The organism is Klebsiella sp. Ech2A (assembly GCF_030078455.1).
Taxonomy (GTDB): domain Bacteria; phylum Pseudomonadota; class Gammaproteobacteria; order Enterobacterales; family Enterobacteriaceae; genus Klebsiella; species Klebsiella terrigena.
In genome coordinates, this window is sequence record NZ_JAQGFU010000107.1 from 1 (window position 1) to 15,187 (window position 15,187).

Here is a 15,187-nt window from a genome sequence, read left to right on the forward strand (position 1 = left end):
GGGCGCTGCAGCCCCCCCGCCATGGTTTCGCGATCCGCCGGCTCGCTGAGGCGAAAACGCCCGGAGCTGATATCCAGCGTCGCATAGCCGAAGCCTTTGCTGTCCTGCCAGATGGCGGCCAGCAGATTATCCTGACGCTCCTGCAGCAGGGCTTCATCGCTGATGGTACCGGGCGTGACGATACGCACTACTTTGCGTTCGACCGGCCCTTTAGTGGTGGCCGGATCGCCAATCTGTTCGCAAATCGCCACCGACTCGCCCTGATTCACCAGCTTCGCGAGGTAGTTTTCCACCGCATGGTGGGGGATCCCGGCCATCGGGATCGGCTCGCCCGCCGAGGCGCCGCGTTTGGTCAGGGAGATATCAAGCAGCTGCGAGGCGCGCTTAGCGTCGTCATAGAACAGCTCGTAAAAGTCGCCCATGCGGTAGAACAGCAGGATCTCCGGATGCTGCGCTTTCAGCTTGAGATACTGCTGCATCATCGGGGTGTGGGCGTCGAGATTGTCGATTGTACTCATAGAAAGTTATCCAGCTCCCTGGGTTTTAATGGGTTGCGATCTTTTTTGTTTTCGTTGGTATCACATGGGAGAGACATCATAACGGAGATACGACTTTCAGGGAAAGTGACGAAACAAGATGTAGCGATCCGCGTTCCAGTTGCCAAAGCGGAGCGCGCGGACGGCCGCGCGGCTCACGATGGGATTAGGGCGCCAGATAGACCTGCGGAATGGCGTGATCGGGGTGCTGGCCGGTGCGCACGTCGGCGCCGTACCAGCGGCTGATAATCGGCTGCTGTATCACCTCATGCGGCGTGCCTTCCGCCACCAGCTTTCCCTGATGCATCAGCAGGATATGATCAGCCCACAGCGCGGCGAGGTTAAGATCGTGCAGCACGATGCAGACGTGCAGCAGGCCGCTGCGGGTCAGGCGTTTCAGCAGGCGCAGCAGGTGCTGCTGATAGTAAAGATCCAGCGCCGAGGTCGGCTCATCAAGAAACAGCCAGCCCTGAGGCGCGTCGTCGCGCCACAGCTGGGCGAGACAGCGGGCCAGCTGCACCCGCTGCTGCTCGCCGCCGGAGAGCGAAGGGTAGCGTCTGCCGGCCAAATGGTCGCAGCCGGTCTCCGCCATCACCCTGCGCACGGTCTGCAGGTCCGGGGTTTTGCCCCACGGCGAGCGCCCCATGGCGATCACCGTCTCAACGGGCCAGTCGGCGTGCAGCTGGGTGCGCTGCAGCATCACCGCCCGGCGGCGGGAGAGCGCCTCCGGCGTCCAGCTTTCCAGCGGCCGTCCCTCCACGCGCCGTTCGCCGCTGTCGGGGGTTAAAAAGCCGGTCAGCAGGCGGAGCAGGGTCGATTTACCCGCGCCGTTCGGGCCAATCAGCGCCGTCATTCCTGCCGCGCTCAGCTGGAGAGAAATATCGTCAATCAGCAGGCGTTGGCCGACGCGCAGCGACAGCGAGCGGGCGATATAGCTGTTATCCATTGACCATCCTCTGCTGGCGGAAAATAAGCCATAAAAACCACGGGGCGCCGAGCATACTGGTCAGCAGACCGACCGGCATTTCGGCGGGCGCGGCGACGGTGCGGGCGAGAGTATCGGCGAGGAGCAGTAAAATCGCGCCGGCGAGCAGCGAGCCGGGAACCAGGCCGCGATGGTCCGGCCCCAGCCACATCCGCATCAGATGCGGAACCACCAGGCCAATAAAGCCGATCACCCCGCTGATGGCGACCGATGCCGCCACCAGCAGCGCGCTGCACAGCAGCAGAAGCCGCTGCAGCGCCCGGACGTTTACCCCGAGGTAGTGCGCTTCCTCATCGCCAAGCTGCAGCAGGTTGAGGCGCGAGGCCATCAGCCATACCGCCGCCGACGCCGGGACCATCAGCGTGGCCGCCACCAGCAGCGTAGACCACTCCGCCTGGCCGAGGCTGCCCATTCCCCACAGGGAAAGCTGGCGCAGCTGGGTATCGTTGCTGATCCACGCCAGCGCGCCTACCAGCGCGCCGCACAGCGCGTTGATGGCAATCCCCACCAGCAGCAGGCGCGACAGCGAACCGTCACCGGCCCGGCTGAGGATAAAAATCACCACCATCACCGCCATGCTGCCGATAAAGGCCGCCAGCATCGGGGCATACAGCGCCACCAGTACCGGCACCGACAGCGGCAGCACCAGCCAGCAGGCCACCGCCAGCGCCGCACCGCTGCTGATCCCCAGCAGGCCGGGGTCGGCGAGCGGGTTGCGAAACAGCCCCTGCATCACGCAGCCGGAGAGCGCCAGCGCGGCGCCGACCAGCAGCGCCAGCAGCACGCGGGGCAGACGGATCGTCAGCCAGATATGGCGCAGCACCTCATCTCCGGACGGCCACAGGCTGGCGAGCGGCAGACGCATCGCCCCAAGCGTGGTGGCGAACAGCGTCAGCCCAGCCAGCAGCAGCAGCATCAGCCACAGAGTACGGGCGGGAGCGGCACGCATCAGGGCAGCTGCTCCGCTTTCTGCCGCAGCGCGATGACCGCCTGCGGCGTGCGTGGGCCAAACCCGAGCAGCGCCATATCGTCAATCACCAGCACCTGCTTATGGCGGCCCGCCGGGGTTTGCGCGAGGCCGGGAAGCTTCCACAGTCCCGCTTCGCCCCCCATGCCCTTAAGCCCGTCGGCGGAAATCACCACCAGGTCCGGCAGGCTGGCGACCACGCCTTCCTGGGACATGCTGCGATAGTGGTCGAAGCCCTCCATCGCGTTCTGCAGGCCTGCGGCGCGGATCGCGCCGTCGGCTGCGGTCTGCTTCCCGGCAACCATCGTGTTCATCCCGCCGTGGCTGAGAATAAACAGCACCCGCTTGTTAAGCGGCTGGGTGGGGATCTGCGCGATCTGCTGGTGCACCTTCTGCAGCAGCGCATCGCCCTGGGCCTGTTTACCTAAGGCCTCGGCAATCGTGGCGACCTTTTTATCAATTGACGCCAGGCTGTAGCCGCCCGGCACGTCAACGACCTTCACGCTGCTCTCCTGCACCTTTTTTAGCACCAGCGAAGGCTGGGCCTGGGCGCTGGCCAGCACGAGGGTCGGGCGCAGCGAGAGGATCCCTTCGGCGTTGAGCTGGCGCAGATAGCCCACGTCCGGCAGCGACTGCGCCTCGGCGGGCCAGGTGCTGGTGCTGTCTTTAGCGACCAGCTGCTGCTGGGCATCAAGGGCGTAAACCACTTCGGTGACGTCACCGCCGAGAGAGATGATGCGCTCGGCGGCGGCGCTGGCAAACAGCGGCAAGGCCGTCAGCAGTACGAGCCAGCGTTTCATGCGGTCTGTCCTTCCGTCGTCAGACGGTCAACCTGGCTGCGCCACTGCTCCTGCTCCGGGTGGCCTTCGCTGCGCTGGCCAAAGAGCTGGGCTATCTGCGTGCCGTCTTTGGCGAACAGCTCGACGCTGGTGACGTGACCGTCAGCGGTCGGCTTGCGGGTCACCCAAACTTCATCAACGCTATCTTCGCGCAGGTGCAGCGTAAAGGTGCTGTTGAAAATATTGAGCCAGCCGCGCATCGGCAGCAGCTTTTCGAGCGCGCCGGTGAAGATTTGCACGCAGCCGCGGTTGCCAACGAAAATCATAATTTCGTTGCCCTCTTCGCGGACGGCGCCCAGCAGGCGCGGCAGGGCATCGTTTTCAATGCGGCAGGCGAGGTCGTCGCTCACCGCCCGGAAAGCCTGCTGGCGCGACAGGTTATGCTTTCTCAGCAGGACGAAGAACTGGTGCACGTCGGTCATCGCCCGCCACTCGCTCTCCAGCGCGGCGGCGTCGACGGTGTCGGCATATTTTGCGATCTCCGCCGGACGAATTTCCAGCGGCGTTGGTTCGCTCTGGGTATGCTCAGCGATCAGCGCGTCCCAGGCGACCATATCGGTTTGCTCGATGGCGTAGACCTTCAGCAGCGCGTCGCCGTGATGATCGAAGAACTGAATGCTCTGACGATCGTTGTCGGTCAGGTGGAACGCGCTGGCCCACTGGCTGAGAAACAGGCGCAGGTCGAGGGCCCGCGGGTTGAGCACCAGCCCGGCGTGGCCGGTGAGGTGCTGGTGGGTAAATTCGCCGACCTGCTCGTGAACCGCGTATTCGTTGCGGCAAATGCACTTCGTTTCGCCGACCGCTTCCAGCGCGGCCAGGATCGCGCGGGCGTCGTCCTGCAGACGCACGGCATCGTAGCCGAGGCGGGCTTCGGTCAGTTCGGCTTCGCTAATCCCCATTTCGGCGGCGATATCGCGGGCGTATTTGGCGGAAGATTGCGCTTTAGTGGTCAGGTAGCGCTGCCACAGCGGGGCATGTTGATGTTGAGCGTCTCGCATAATTCACATCCTTCTCTACGATGAGTATCCCCGGCACGATGGCCGGGGGCAGGTTTCTTATTATTGAGCCTATTAAAAATCGACGTTCACGCCCAGCTGCCAGGTACGGCCAGGCATCGTCGCCAGCGCTTTATCGTTGGCATCCTGGTTGGTCGATGTCTCGATATTGCGGCTGCTCAGGTAATCCCAGTACTTACGGTCGGTAATGTTGTAAACCCCGCCGTTCAGGCGCACGTTCTTGGCCACCTGCCAGTAAGCGGTCCAGTCGAGCATACCGTAGCCGGGCACGCGCATATATTCGCTGGTGGAGTCGGTGATTGCCGAACCGGTGTTGGTATAGCTTTCGCGGTTGGTGGTGCTGGCGCGTTTGCCCTTCACAAAGGTCGCGGTCAGCGCGGTACCGTAGACTTTTGCCGGGTCGTCCCAGGCGACGCCGACGATCGCCTTCATTGGCGCGACGCTATCGAGGTCGACGTACTTGTCGCCGTTATAGCTGGACTTCGATTTCCCTTCGCTGTAGCCGTAGGCGAGGGTGGCGCTCAGGCCGTTAACCTCTTCAAACCAGGTGCCAAAGTTAAATTTGGCGCTGATTTCGCCGCCGTAGATATAGGCCTTATCGCGGTTTTCCGCCTGATAAATGGTATAGATATTCGACGGTACGTTGGTGAAGTGGTCCGGGTTGCCGGAGCGCGTGTAGCGGCTATAGGCGATAAAGTTTTTATAGCTGTTGTAGAACAGGGCGGTGCGCATGGTGATGCCTTCCGTCACTTCGCCCTTCATCCCCCACTCGAAGTTATCGCTGGTTTCGGTTTTCAGATCGGTATTACCGATCAGCGCGTACTGCGCCCGTCCTGCATAGCTGGACCCGAGGTTCCACGAGCCGTACAGCTGGCTGGCGTTCGGGAACTGCGCCCCGCGCTGGTACTGCAGGTAGGTCATCAAGCGCGGGGTCATATCGTACTGCAGGGCCAGCGACGGCAGCGCCTGGGTGTCGGAGTTCTTACCGTACAGCGTCGAGACGGCGGAGCCGGTCAGCACGCTGCTGTTGGTAGTCAGGTCCGAAAGGTTCTCCGGCTTGGTCGACTGATGCACGACGCGAATGCCCGGGATCACGGCGAAGTTATGGCTGTCGAGATCGAAGTTAATCTTATCCTGCACGAAGCCGGCAATGATGTAGCCGCGGCTATCCGCTTCCGGCTGCATGATCGCGGTGTAGACGCTCGGCACCGGCGACTGGCTGAACGGACGCTGGGTTTTGGTGGTGCTGGCGTTGAGGCCGCCGCTCAGGTCGTGACGGCCCACGGATTTGGCCAGCGCGGTCTGGAACCCCCAGGTGTCGGTGTCAAAGTTCGAGTTCACGGTCTCCATGGAGAGGGCGGTGCTATCCGGCATATAGGTCCAGTCGTGGGCCTCGGTATGCTGGTAGTAGACCTTAGTCGACACGCTATCGATATAGTCGTTCATCGGCGTCCAGTCGTCTTTCAGGCTCAGCCCCCAGCGGCGCGTCTGGCTGGTCTGGTTGGCGGTGCCGATAACGCTGCCGCCGCTGGAATCCCAGGCGTCGTAGTGCGTATGGTTGGTTTTATGGTAGTAATCAAAGGTGCCGGTCAGCTTATGCTCGTCATTTGGCTGCCAGATCCCGGAGGTCATAAAGGCGTCGGAGTGCCAGTTGGCCGGGTAAGAATCGACGGTTCCGCTGTTATTTTCCGTTTCCTGGCCATCGCGACGGCTGTAGACGAAGATCCCGCGCAGGGTCTCGTCGCCGCCGGCGATGGTGACGCCGTTGTGCCAGCTGCGGTCGGCGGAGTCGTAGCCGCTCTGATAGCCGAAGGCGCTGGTTTTGCCCGGACGCAGGTAGTCATCGGCAGATTTCGGACGGAAGGAGACGTTACCGCCGATGGAGCTGTTGGCCGTTTCGCTGGAGGTGGCGCCGGACTGAATATTGATGCTGCCGTACATGTACGGGTCAATGTAGTCGCGGCCGATACCGAAGGTGTTGAGGCCTGCCCGGCTGACGTAGCTGCGTCCGGTGGCGTTTGGCTGGGCGATGCCGTCGACGTCGATACCGACGCGGTTGCTCTCCATGCCGCGAATGTTGTAGCCGGTGTAGCCGCCGCGGTCGAAGCCGCTTTTACCGTTGCCCGAACCGCCGCTGGCGCCGGTGGCGCCAATCAGCGGCTCATAGCGCATGATGGAGCCAAAATCTTTGGCGCCTTTGTCCTGCAGATCCTGAGCGCTAATGGTGTGTTCGCTGCCGGCTTTCAGGACGGGGGCGGGTGCGGTCACGGTCATCAGCTCCGAGCTATCATCGGACGATGCATCGCTGGTAAGGTTTTTATTGGTGCTGTCAGCCGCCCCGGCGGTGGTCTGATAAATTGCTGCGAGCAAAGAAGTCACCAGCAGGCTTTTTTTAAACCATGCCGTTGATTGAGTGGGTTTGTACATAGTAGCCACGCCTTGATAATTATTAGTATCGGCTCACGCGTTACTTCCAGATTGGTCGATTCACCCCGTTATTTCCCTGCGCTGGCGAATTCATTCCCTATGATTTTGCGAATAGTAATGATAAGTATTACCATTTGCAACTAATTCATTATATCTCCACATTTTATTCATAAAGTTGATTACAATTCGGCTTAACGATTAACGAACCTGATCATTCAGGTGGAAACTATTGAGGATAACAATGACTAAGCGCGTCATTACCATCACCTACTGCTCCCAGTGCAACTGGATGCTGCGCGCCAGCTGGATGGCGCAGGAGCTGCTGCACACCTTCAGCACCGACATCGGCTCGGTCACGCTGGTGCCGGGAACCGGGGGAATATTCACCATCACCGTAGACGATGTGCAAATCTGGGATCGCAAGCAGGATGAGGGCTTCCCCGACGCGGCGGAGCTTAAGCGCCGGGTACGCGACGTCTGCTTCCCGGAAAAACCGCTGGGACACCTGGATAAACCGGCCTAATCCTCAGGGAGTAACCGGCTGCGCCGCGCCGCCTTAAGGTGTATTATAGGTGCATCTTTATTGCCGGGGAGTGGCTATGGCGGGTAAACGTATCGATCGCGAAAAAGAAACCATCAGCAGGATGATTTCGCTCTATCAGCGCCGCTGCCCCGACGCCACGGCCGACGCGGAGCACTATCAGGCGCTCAACGCCTATGCCGATAAGCGGCTGGATAAATGCGTGTTCGGTGAAGAGAAGCCGGCCTGCAAGCAGTGCCCGGTGCACTGCTATCAGCCGGTAAAACGCGAAGAGATGAAGCAGATCATGCGCTGGGCAGGGCCGAGAATGCTCTGGCGCCACCCGATATTAACCATCCGTCATCTGATTGATGACCGGCGTCCGGTCCCCGAGCTGCCGGAAAAATACCGGCCTAAAAAATAGCCGGCACCTTTCCGGGCCCTGGCGCTCGCCGCGGCCCTACGCCTCTGCGGATTCGGCCTGCGTTCGGCTATCGCGGATCGACGTATATACGAACGTCACGATGAACAGCGCGGTGAACAGCACCACGATGGTCGGCGCCGGGGCGCTATCGAGATAGAACGACAGCCAGACGCCCCCCAGCGAACAGCTCACGGCGAGCGCCACCGCCAGCAGCAGCGCGCTGATAAAGCGCCGCGTCAGCAGCAGCGCGATGGCGCCCGGGGCGATCAGCAGCGAAATCGACAGAATAATCCCCACCGCTTTCAGCGTCGCGACGATCGTCAGCGCAATCATGCACAGCAGCCCGTAGTGCAGCAGCCCGCAGCGTAAACCGCTGGCCTTAGCCTGATGCGGGTCGAAGGCGTGCAGCAGAAAATCGCGCCACTTCAGCCCAATAATCAGCGCAATAGCCAGGGCGATCGTCGACGTTTGCGCGATATCGCTGGCAGAGATGCCCAGCATATCGCCGAACAGAATATGGTCGAGATGCACCTCGGACTGAATGGCGACGTACAGCACCAGCCCGGCGCCAAACATGCCGGAAAAGACAATCCCCATGATCGTATCGCGCTTGATGCGGCTATTGTCATCAAGATAGCCGGTGGCGATAGCGCAGAACAGCCCGGCAATAAAGGCGCCGATGGCGAAGGGAATGCCGACGATGTACGCCACCACCACTCCGGGAAACACCGCGTGGCTCATGGCGTCGCCCATCAGCGCCCAGCCTTTCAGCACCAAAAATACCGACAGCAGGGCGCAGGGGACGGCAACGATAGTCGCCACCAGCATGGCGTTGATCATAAAAGGGAACTGGAAGGGTTCGAGCAGAGCGGTCAGCATGAGGCCTCCCTGGCGCGACGGCGGCTGGCCAACAGGCCGTGCTTTGGCGCGAAGATAAATGCCGCCAGAAACAGCAGCGTTTGGGCCACCACGATGATGCCGCCGGTGGCGCCGTCCAGATAGTAGCTCAGCCAGGCGCCGAAGAAGCTGGTCAGGCTGCCGATGGCGACGGCAATCGCCAGCAGGCGCGGAAAGCGATCGGTGAGCAGCCAGGCGGTGGCGCCGGGGGTAACCACCAGGCAAATCACCAGAAACGCGCCCACGGTCTGCAGCGCCGCCACGGTACAGGCCGCCAGCAGGGTGAAGAACAGCAGCTTGAGCCCGGTGGTGTTGAGGCCGATGGAGCGCGCGTGGCTTTCATCGAAAAAGGTCACCATCAGATCTTTCCACTTCAGCATCAGGATAATTATCGAAATAAAGCCAATCGCCGCCAGCTGGATAATATCCTCCGGGGCAATCGCCAGAATATTGCCAAGGATGATGGTCTGAATATTGACCGAGGTCGGGTTGAGCGACACCATAAACAGCCCGATACCGAAGAAGGAGGAGAAAATCAGCCCGATAATCGCATCCTCCTTGAGCTTTGAGCGCTGGTTGAGAAACAGCATGCTGCCCGCCGCCAGCCCGCCGGAGAGAAAGGCGCCCAGCGCAAAGGGCAGGCCGAGCATATAGGCGCCCGCCACGCCGGGGACGATTGAGTGGGAAAGGGCGTCGCCAATCAGCGACCAGCCTTTGAGCATCAGGTAGCACGAGAGAAATGCGCACACGCCGCCGACCAGGGCGGAAACCCACATCGCGTTCAGCATATATTGATAGCCAAACGGCTCCAGCAGCCAGCTCATCCTTCGCCTCCCGTCGCCCGGCGGCTGATAAACGGCCGCTCATCGTCGGTAATAATGCGATCCTCGCCGCCTTTGAGCACCACGTGGCGCAGCACGCCGCTAAAGGCAAGCTCCAGATTCTCGGCGGTAAAGGTGGTCTCGGTTGGGCCACTCGCAAGGACGGTGCCTTTGACCATCACGGTGTAGTCGCAAAACTCGCTCACCGAACCGAGGTTGTGAGTTGAGACCAGCATGGTGCAGCCCTCATCGCGCAGCTCCCGCAGCAGGGCGATGATCCGCGCTTCGGTCTGCACGTCGACGCCGGTAAAGGGTTCATCCAGCAGGATCACTTTGCCCTGCTGGGCGATGGCTCTGGCAAGGAACACGCGCTTCTTCTGCCCGCCGGAGAGTTCGCCGATCTGCCGATGGCGATATTCGCTCATGCCTACGCGCGCCAGCGCCGCGTCAACGATCTGGCGATCGCGAGGCTTTGCCCGCCGCAGCCAGCCCATATGGCCGTAGCGGCCCATCATCACCACGTCTTCCACCAGCACCGGGAACGACCAGTCGACCTCCTCGGACTGCGGGACGTAGGCCACGAGGTTTTGCCGCAGCGCCTGGTTGACCGGCCGGCCGAGGATCGCAATCTCGCCGCGCGCCAGGCGCACGAAGCCCATCAGCGCTTTAAACAGGGTCGATTTTCCCGAGCCGTTCACCCCAACCAGCGCGGCAATCGAACCCTGCGGGACGCTGAAGGAGGCATCCCGCAGCGCGGTATGGCCGTTGCGGTAGGTTACGCTGACCCTGTCGATGACCAGCCCCGCCGACTCTGTGCTCATGACTGTTTCCTCAGGCCATCGTTGATGCCCTGGACGATGGTTTGCGTGGTCACCCGCAGCAGATCGAGATAGGTCGGCACCGGGCCATCGGCGGCGCTCAGGGAGTCAACGTAGAGCACGCCGCCGTAGTGGGCGCCCGCTTCACGCGCGACCTGGCGCGCCGGTTTATCGGAGATGGTGCTTTCGCTGAAGATGGTCGGGATGTGCTCTTTTTTCATCGTATCGATGGTTTTACGCACCTGCTGCGGCGTGCCCTGCTGGTCGGCGTTAATCGGCCAGAGGTAGCGCTCCTGCAGGCCGTTATCGCGGGCGAGGTAGGAGAATGCGCCTTCGCTGGTGACCAGCCAGCGCTTATCTTCCGGCAGCTTCGCCAGCTGTGCTTTCAGCGGCGCCATGGTCTGGCGGATTTTTTCCTTGTAGGCCTCGGCGTTGCGGCGATAGACGTCGGCGTTGTCCGGATCGTATTTCACCAGCGCGTCGCGGATGTTATCGACGTAGATTAGGGCGTTGTCCGCCGACATCCACGCGTGCGGGTTGGGCTTGCCGTTGTAGGGGCCGTCGCTGATGCCCATCGGCTGAATCCCGTTGCTGACCACCACTTCCGGTACGCCTTTTAGGTGCTGGTAGAAGCGGGCGAACCACAGCTCGAGGTTCAGACCGTTGGCGAGAATCAGCTGCGCCCCCTGGGCACGCTTGATATCGCCCGGCGTCGGCTGATACTCGTGGATCTCGGCCCCCGGCTTGGTAATTGAGCTCACCTCGGCGGCATCGCCGGCCACGTTCTGCGCCATATCGGCGATCACCGTAAAGGTGGTAATGACCTTAAATTTCTCTTTCGCCTGCGCGGGGGCGACGGCGAGGATCGCCAGGGTGGCGGCAAACATCAGGTGTTTCAGCGGTGGCAGGTGCAGCATAGGATCCCTCAAACGTTGCGGTTAATTAAGCATCATTTATAGCCTGTGCTATGTTATATAGCACAGGCTATTGATAAATGAAAATGATTATTATTTAGGTGGCGGGCGAATAATGAGCGTGGGAACGATAGCTCGGCATAGCGGCGGAGGGGAAACGGGCGTGAAATCGATGCCCGACCGGCGCAGCGCCAGCGGAAAAATGCCGCAAGGCGCTGCTGACGCGGAGGTTTGCAATGAGCGCTGTTTCACCCAAAGTGAAGCAGCGCTTTGGTCTGACTCAGGCGCGGGTGGCGATCAGAATTGCCGAGGCCTTGATCAGCGCAATCACGCGGCTGCCCTGGGTGAGCTGCATCTCCTGCTGGCTTTCGTTGGTGACAACCGCGACAACCTCAAAACCGGCATCGGTTTGAATATGTACGGTGTCGTTGACCGCGCCCTGCGTTACGCGGGTCACGCTGCCGGCAAACTGGTTGCGTGCGGAGAACTTCAGGCCACAATCCTCGGTGGCGAGGGTGACCCACGGTGCTTTAATCAGCGCAATGGCCTCTTTTCCTGCGACCAGGCCCAGCGCTTCCCTGCTGCTGTGGGTAACAAGTGCCACCAGCTTTGCACCGCCCGCGAGGGTTAATTCAACCTCATCGTTCACTGCGCCCGTGGCCACTGCGCTCACCGTGCCGGTGAGCTGATTACGTGCTGATACCGCCATAGAATCTCCTTGTGTAGCTGGTTGAGTGCGTGTCGAACCTATACTAGCTCATCTTTGGTAATGCCCAATCTTTTCATCCGCGACAGCAGGGTGGTGCGCTTTAGGCCCAGACGCTGGGCGGCGCCTTTGGGGCCGGCAACCACGCCGTTGCTCTCTTTCAGCACCCGCACGATAAGCTGATACTCGTCTTCGCCTTCCTGCGGCAGAACTTCTGCCGCCATCGGCTCCGGCTCGCTGTTCAGCTCGGGCATCGACAGCTGCAGCACGCTGCCGCGGGTCAGCAGCACCGCGCGCTCAATGACGTTTTCCAGCTCGCGGACGTTGCCCGGCCACGCCATGCGGCTCAGGGTGCGCAGGGTTTCCGCCGGAATGCTGTCGATATTGCGCCCCAGACGGCGGGCAATTTTAAAGGTGAAGGCTTTGACCAGCAGCGGGATGTCGTCCGGACGCTCGCGCAGCGGCGGGAGGTGGATCGGGAAAACGTTGAGCCGGTAGTAGAGATCGCTGCGGAACTCGCGATCGGCGACCATCTGTTTGAGATCGCGGTTGGTCGCGGCGATCAGCCGCACGTCGGTGCGGATCAGCTTATTGCTGCCGAGGCGCTCAAACTCCTGCTCCTGCAGCACGCGCAGCAGCTTCGGCTGCAGCTCGACCGGCATATCGCCGACCTCATCGAGAAACAGCGAGCTTTTGTCCGCCAGCTCAAAGCGACCGATGCGCTGGGCGCTGGCGCCGGTAAAGGCCCCGCGCTCGTGGCCAAACAGGTCGCTCTCCAGCAGCCCGGCGGGCATCGCCGCGCAGTTCATTTTCACCATTCGCCGGGCGTTGCGGCCGCTGAGGTTATGAATTGCGCGGGCAATCAGCTCCTTACCGGTGCCGGTTTCGCCGAGGATCAGCACGGTGCTATCGCTGTGCGCCACCATTTCGACCTGCTTGAGCACGCTGTGCATCGCTTCGCTGCGGCCGATGATCTCGCCAAACTCGCTCTCGACGTTGTTCAACTGCTCGGTCAGCGCGAGGTTCTCATCCACCAGCCGCTCTTTCAGGCGCTGGATCTCGCGATACGCCAGCGCGTTATCGACGGCGATCGATACGCGCTCGGCGATCTGGCGCAGCAGCTTAAGGTTGGTGGTGGTGAAGACCTTCTCATCGCACTGCGCCAGCTTCAGCACCCCAAGCAGGGTATTGCCGGACATCAGCGGCAGCAGGCACAGGGTTTGAATCTGGTTACCCCACATCTCGAAGAGCATTTTTTCGTACGGCGCCAGGGAGTCGTGCTCGTGCAGATTGAGCAGCAGCATCTCTTTGCTTTTGAACACCCGCTCGGTTAGCGTTCCGGCCTCGTTGACCTCGCTTTGGTCATGCACCGGATGGCTGGCGTCGAGATAGTGGGTCGAGTAGATATTCAGCTTGCCTTTGCGGCCGCTGCGCAGCACCACGCTGATGGCGTCGATGCGGAAATAGCGGTGGATCTCTTTGGCGACCTCGCTGACCAGCTCGTCGATATCCAGCCGGGAGAGCACGGCGTTGGTGATGGCAACCAGAATACGAAAGTTATCGCGCTCGTGGCACAGCAAATCGTAATCAACGTTATTGCTGACCCGGCTCTGGATCTGCTCGGTGACCACGGCGACGATCTGCGTGAAGGTGTGCAGGCGCTGATACTCTTTTTCCGTCCACGGACGGGCATCGTTGCGGATAAATTCGCAGCCGCCGAAGATGCGGCCCTCTGCCGCTAGCGGCAGCAGGCAGTAATGGCCGAACGACGGGTAGAGGCCGCTATCGGCCAGCTGCGGCCAGGCTTCGACAAAGGTGGCGCGGTCGCAGTGCAGCGCATCGGGGCGCGAGAGCAGGCGCCGCACCGGCCCGTGGGCGAGCACGGTTTCATCTTCGTAGCTCACCGGCAGGCCCGCTTCGTCGCAGGCGTATCTGGCCGCGCGGTGGTTGCCGACGTTCCACAGAAGAATAGCGGCGCGATCCGCCAGCGCGGACTGTCTGACCAGACGCGTCAGCGTTTCGCTCAGCGCGGCCAGATCGGGCTGCTGTAATAAAACTCGGGTGATGTCGAACAGACCCTGCTGCCCGAAATCGCCCAACGGTGTATACGACATTGCTTACGTCCAAAAAGCACCGGTAAAGCGGCGCATAAGAAAGTGATGACACAAATATACCCGTCATACTTCAAGCTGCATTTGCGTGGGTTGCGTTCAGTCACCCGAATCACTTACCTGAGTAAGTTCATCGCGATTCCCTCGCTTGCCGCCTTCCTGTAACTCGAATTATTTAGGGTCTAATAGTATGTTAATAAAACGTTTGTTGCGCCCGCCGGGCGCTTTCCGCCGCAACGCTACCCCGGCGGTCGGGGAGACTAGCAAATTCGCGGCAGCGGCTCGGCGTGAGGAAGATCGAGTGTGCGCTTGACGCCGTACAGGCCGACGGACCGCACGCCGCCGCGCGCAACCGCTTCGCCAACTATCGCCGCGTGGCGGCCGAGCGGGTGCGCCCGCAGCCGGGCCAGCGCCGCTTCCGCCGCATCGCGAGCGACGGCGATAACCAGCTTGCCTTCGTTGGCAAAGTTTAGGGCATCGAGCCCCAGCAGCTCGCAAACGCCGCGAACGGTATCGTTGACCGGCAGCTCGCGTTCGTTCAGCTCAATCCCGCAGCCGCTGGCGGCGGCAAACTCATGGGCTACCGCGTTAACGCCGCCGCGGGTGGCATCGCGCAGCGCCTTCACGCCGGGGAGGTCGCGCAGCGACTGGATCAGCGGGGTGAGTACCGCGCAGTCGCTGGAGAGCGCCCCGTCCAGCCCGAGCCCTTCGCGCAAATTGAGAATGGTGGCCCCGTGATCCCCCAGCGTGCCGCTGACCAGCAGCACGTCGCCGGGCGCAATCTGCCGCGCTCCCCAGCGGATCTCCGAGGGGATCGCGCCAATCCCGGCGGTATTGATAAACAGCTTATCCGCCGCCCCGCGCGGCACGACTTTGGTGTCGCCGGTGACGATGGCGATGCCCGCCGCCCGCGCGGTCTGCGCCATGCTGTTAACCACCTTCTCGAGGGTGGCCATCTCCAGCCCCTCTTCGAGAATAAATCCGCAGGAGAGGTAGCGCGGCAGGGCGCCGCTCACCGCCACGTCGTTAGCGGTGCCGCAGACTGCCAGCTTGCCGATATCGCCGCCGGGAAAGAACAGCGGATCGATAACGTAGCCGTCGGTGGAGAAGGCGAGGCGGTCGCCCTGGGCGGCAAGCTGCGCCAGGTCAAGCCGCGCCTGATCCTCCTGTTCCGCCAGCCACGGGTTGGCGAAGGCCTGCATAAAC

15 protein-coding genes are annotated in these 15,187 nt (G+C 61.7%); 2 read left to right on the forward strand and 13 right to left on the reverse strand.

Annotated features, from left to right (window positions below):
- The 6 genes from PFH44_RS17650 to PFH44_RS17675 all read right to left on the reverse strand — a co-directional run.
- A partial coding sequence (locus tag PFH44_RS17650) for a MutS N-terminal domain-containing protein (RefSeq protein WP_463671556.1) occupies nt 1–518 on the reverse strand: 518 nt, incomplete at its 3' end.
- 184 nt (nt 519–702) lie between these two features.
- A complete protein-coding gene (locus PFH44_RS17655) occupies nt 703–1,482 on the reverse strand; it encodes a heme ABC transporter ATP-binding protein (protein ID WP_045857586.1) in 780 nt (259 codons plus the stop codon).
- Nucleotides 1,475–2,470, reverse strand: coding sequence for a FecCD family ABC transporter permease (locus tag PFH44_RS17660; RefSeq protein WP_283825683.1), 996 nt, complete (start codon nt 2,468–2,470; stop codon nt 1,475–1,477). Before PFH44_RS17660 ends, PFH44_RS17655 begins: the two co-directional genes overlap by 8 nt.
- On the reverse strand, nt 2,470–3,288 hold the full coding sequence (locus PFH44_RS17665) for a heme/hemin ABC transporter substrate-binding protein (RefSeq protein ID WP_045857591.1): 819 nt from the start codon (nt 3,286–3,288) through the stop codon (nt 2,470–2,472). The genes PFH44_RS17660 and PFH44_RS17665 overlap by 1 nt, the downstream gene beginning before the upstream one ends.
- A complete protein-coding gene (locus tag PFH44_RS17670; protein WP_283825684.1) occupies nt 3,285–4,325 on the reverse strand; it encodes a hemin-degrading factor in 1,041 nt (346 codons plus the stop codon). The genes PFH44_RS17665 and PFH44_RS17670 overlap by 4 nt, the downstream gene beginning before the upstream one ends.
- A gap of 72 nt (nt 4,326–4,397) precedes the next feature.
- Nucleotides 4,398–6,770 (reverse strand): TonB-dependent receptor domain-containing protein, encoded by a 2,373-nt coding sequence (locus PFH44_RS17675; protein ID WP_283825685.1) that lies wholly within the window; start codon nt 6,768–6,770, stop codon nt 4,398–4,400.
- 241 nt (nt 6,771–7,011) lie between these two features.
- Here PFH44_RS17675 and PFH44_RS17680 point away from each other — a divergent pair, with 241 nt between their 5' ends.
- Both PFH44_RS17680 and PFH44_RS17685 read left to right on the forward strand, forming a co-directional pair.
- Nucleotides 7,012–7,293, forward strand: coding sequence for an Rdx family protein (locus tag PFH44_RS17680; RefSeq protein WP_283825686.1), 282 nt, complete (start codon nt 7,012–7,014; stop codon nt 7,291–7,293).
- Between the two features lie 76 nt (nt 7,294–7,369).
- Complete coding sequence (locus PFH44_RS17685) at nt 7,370–7,714, forward strand: nitrous oxide-stimulated promoter family protein (protein ID WP_159865672.1); 345 nt, start codon at nt 7,370–7,372, stop codon at nt 7,712–7,714.
- Nucleotides 7,715–7,750: 36 nt separating this feature from the next.
- Here the strand turns inward: PFH44_RS17685 and sitD are convergent, their stop codons facing one another.
- The 7 genes from sitD to hypE form a co-directional block, all read right to left on the reverse strand.
- Nucleotides 7,751–8,593, reverse strand: coding sequence for an iron/manganese ABC transporter permease subunit SitD (gene sitD / locus PFH44_RS17690; protein ID WP_283825687.1), 843 nt, complete (start codon nt 8,591–8,593; stop codon nt 7,751–7,753).
- Complete coding sequence (gene sitC / locus PFH44_RS17695) at nt 8,587–9,435, reverse strand: iron/manganese ABC transporter permease subunit SitC (protein ID WP_283825688.1); 849 nt, start codon at nt 9,433–9,435, stop codon at nt 8,587–8,589. The genes sitD and sitC overlap by 7 nt, the downstream gene beginning before the upstream one ends.
- Nucleotides 9,432–10,253: a manganese/iron ABC transporter ATP-binding protein gene (locus tag PFH44_RS17700; RefSeq protein ID WP_045857603.1), complete on the reverse strand. Its 822-nt coding sequence runs from the start codon at nt 10,251–10,253 to the stop codon at nt 9,432–9,434. The genes sitC and PFH44_RS17700 overlap by 4 nt, the downstream gene beginning before the upstream one ends.
- Entirely contained in the window at nt 10,250–11,167 is a 918-nt protein-coding gene (locus PFH44_RS17705) for a metal ABC transporter substrate-binding protein (protein WP_283825689.1), read from the reverse strand. Before PFH44_RS17705 ends, PFH44_RS17700 begins: the two co-directional genes overlap by 4 nt.
- A gap of 277 nt (nt 11,168–11,444) precedes the next feature.
- The gene (locus PFH44_RS17710; RefSeq protein ID WP_283825690.1) at nt 11,445–11,873 is read right to left on the reverse strand and encodes a TOBE domain-containing protein; all 429 of its coding nucleotides are present in this window, start codon (nt 11,871–11,873) and stop codon (nt 11,445–11,447) included.
- A 38-nt stretch (nt 11,874–11,911) separates the two neighbouring features.
- Nucleotides 11,912–13,984, reverse strand: coding sequence for a formate hydrogenlyase transcriptional activator FlhA (gene flhA, locus PFH44_RS17715; protein ID WP_283825691.1), 2,073 nt, complete (start codon nt 13,982–13,984; stop codon nt 11,912–11,914).
- Nucleotides 13,985–14,241: 257 nt separating this feature from the next.
- Nucleotides 14,242–15,187 (reverse strand): hydrogenase expression/formation protein HypE (gene hypE, locus PFH44_RS17720; RefSeq protein WP_283825692.1); only part of this gene is annotated, 946 nt, incomplete at its 5' end.